Source organism: Pseudomonas sp. CM25 (assembly GCF_013179705.1).
Lineage (GTDB): Bacteria > Pseudomonadota > Gammaproteobacteria > Pseudomonadales > Pseudomonadaceae > Aquipseudomonas.
Genome location: NZ_JABMCW010000539.1, coordinates 1 through 2,524, shown reverse-complemented (window position 1 = coordinate 2,524; position 2,524 = coordinate 1). Strand labels below are relative to the sequence as shown.

Annotated in this window: 2 protein-coding genes and 1 pseudogene; all 3 read right to left on the bottom strand. The window is 64.9% G+C overall.

Translation table 11 applies throughout. From position 1 onward, the window contains the following. Positions 1-360: pseudogene (locus tag HP546_RS29130) on the bottom strand (cation:proton antiporter); the annotation flags it as partial. Continuing rightward, the gene (locus HP546_RS29125; RefSeq protein ID WP_003250128.1) at positions 357-701 is read right to left on the bottom strand and encodes a Na+/H+ antiporter subunit C; all 345 of its coding nucleotides are present in this window, start codon (positions 699-701) and stop codon (positions 357-359) included. The gene HP546_RS29125 and the pseudogene HP546_RS29130, both read right to left, overlap by 4 nt. Next, on the bottom strand, positions 701-2,524 hold a 1,824-nt coding region (gene mbhE / locus HP546_RS29120), incomplete at its 5' end, for a hydrogen gas-evolving membrane-bound hydrogenase subunit E (protein WP_172233001.1). The genes mbhE and HP546_RS29125, both read right to left, overlap by 1 nt.

The window sequence follows — 2,524 nt, the reverse complement described above, 5'->3', positions numbered from 1 at the left end:
CTGGAACAGCGCATGGAAACTGGCCCCGGCGCCGTCCCAACGGGCGCGGGCAAACAGCAGGGCGCTGAAACCGATGATGCCGGTCAGGGTCAGCAGCAGGGCCGACAGGTGGTCCACTACCAGCACGATACCGAATGGGGCCGGCCAGTTGCCCGGCAGATAGACGCCAATCGACTCTGCCTGGCCCTGGGTGCGTACCCACATCAGCAGGCTGACTGCGATGCCCAGGCCGGCGAAGGTCGACAGCAGGTTCAGTCGGGCCTTGAGCTGCCGATTTTTCTCGCCCAGCAGCAACATGACGGCTGCGGTGACCAGTGGCAGCAGGATAGGCGCGACGATCAGTTGGCTCATGCCGCTCATTCGTCACGCTCCCGACCGTCCACATGGTCGGTGCCGGTCAAGCCGCGCGAGGCCAGCAACACCACCAGGAACAGCGCGGTCATGGCGAAACTGATGACGATGGCAGTGAGCACCAGCGCCTGCGGCAGGGGGTCGGTGTAGTGCAGCAGGTCCTGGGTAACCCCGTCCTTGATGATAGGCTCCTTGCCGATGAACAGGCTGCCCATGCTGAAGATGAACAGGTTGACCCCGTACGACAACAGGCACAGGCCCATGATCACCTGGTAGGTACGCGGGCGCAGGATCAACCACACCCCCGAGGCGGCCAGCACGCCGATGGCGACTGCAATCACTTCTTCCATCAGACGGCTCCTGCTTGGCTGGTTTTCGACGGGGTGCCCGGGCGGTAGGCACGCACCGACTGGTGCGCCAGGGCAGTGAGGATCAGCAGCGTCGAGCCGACCACCACGGTGTACACGCCGACATCGAAGAACAGCGCGCTGGCCACGTGCACGTCGCCGAGCAGCGGCAGGTGCAGGTGGGCGGTGTGCGTGGTGAGGAACGGGTAACCGAGCAGCATGGCGCCAACCCCGGTCAGGGTCGCGCACAGCAGCCCGGTGCCCATCCAGCGCAGCGGCCGCAGGCTCATCTGTGCCTCGACCCACTGGGTGCCGGCCACCATGTACTGCAGGATGAACGCCACCGACATCACCAGGCCGGCGACAAAGCCGCCACCTGGCTGGTTGTGGCCGCGCATGAACAGGTACATCGACACCAGCAGGGCGATCGGCAGCAGCAGGCGCACCAGCACTGCGGGCACCATCATGAAGCCCAGCGCAGTGTCGGTGGCATGCCGCGGGTTGATCAGGTCGGTAACCACGTCCGGTGCCAGCTGGCGTTGCTGTGCCGGCAGTTGCATGCTCTCTTTCGGTGGGCGGAAGCGCCGCAGCAGGGCAAACACCGTCACGGCCACGGCCACCAGCACGGTGATTTCACCAAGGGTGTCGAAGCCACGGAAGTCCACCAGCATCACATTGACCACATTGGTGCCGCCGCCCTGTGGCAGCGCCCGGCTCAGGTAGAACGAGGAAATGTCGTTGGGTGTTGGCCGGGTCAGCATGGCGTAGGACAGCACGGCCATGCCACCACCCACCAACACCGCCAGCAGCAGGTCGCGCAGGCGGCGCATGCGCGCGCGCTCCAGGCTGCCGGGCAGCGGCGACACGCCTTCGATACGTCGCGGCAGCCAGCGCAGGCCTAGCAGGATCAGTACGGTGGTGACCACTTCCACCACCAGTTGGGTCAGCGCCAGATCGGGCGCGGAGAACCAGACAAAGGTGATACAGGTCATAAGGCCGCAAACGCTGACCATGATCAGTGCTGCCAGACGGTGATACTTGGCCTGGTAAGCGGCACCGATAGCGCAAGCAATGGCAATCAGCCACAGCGCGACGAACACCCCCGAACCCGGAATCTTCGGCCGCTCACCCCAGGTCAGGCCGCTGTAGAGCATGGGCGTGAGGCCAGCGAGGAATGCGGCTACCACCAGCATGAACAGCTGCGACTGCAGGCGACGGGTGGTGAGCAGGCGCTCTATGCGCCGTGCCATTACCATCAGCAGGACCTGGCCATGCTCGAACAGGCGCTTGCCGTTGAACCGTCCGATCAGCGGTGGATAGGGGAATCGGCCCAGCTGTAGCTGCTTGCGCAGCAACAGGTACAGGAGGATACCGCCGCTCATGGCTACCAGGCTCATGATCATCGGGGCATTCCAGCCATGCCAGATGGCCAGGCTGTATTCCGGCAAGGTGCCGCCGACTACCGGCATGGCCGCAGCGGCCAGCAAGGGGCCGACGGATTGCGCAGGGAATATCCCTACCACCAGGCAGGTCAGCACCAGCAGCTCGACCGGGGCGCGCATCCAGCGCGGCGGCTCGTGCGGGGTGTGGGGCAAGTCCTGGGCGGGGGGGCCGAAGAATACATCGACGGTAAATCGCAAGGCGTAGGCGACGCTGAAGGTGCCGGCCAGAGTGGCGATCACCGGCAATGTCGCTTCGACCCAGGCGGTGCTGCTGATGAACACGGTCTCGGCGAAGAACATTTCTTTCGACAGAAAACCGTTCATCAATGGCACGCCGGCCATCGAGGCGCTGGCGACCATGGCCAGGGTGGCGGTGTACGGGAC

Excerpts from the sequence above, each read along its gene's own strand:
- HP546_RS29125 (WP_003250128.1), bottom strand. The coding sequence starts at position 701 with ATGGAAGAAGTGATTGCAGTCGCCATCGGCGTGCTGGCCGCCTCGGGG.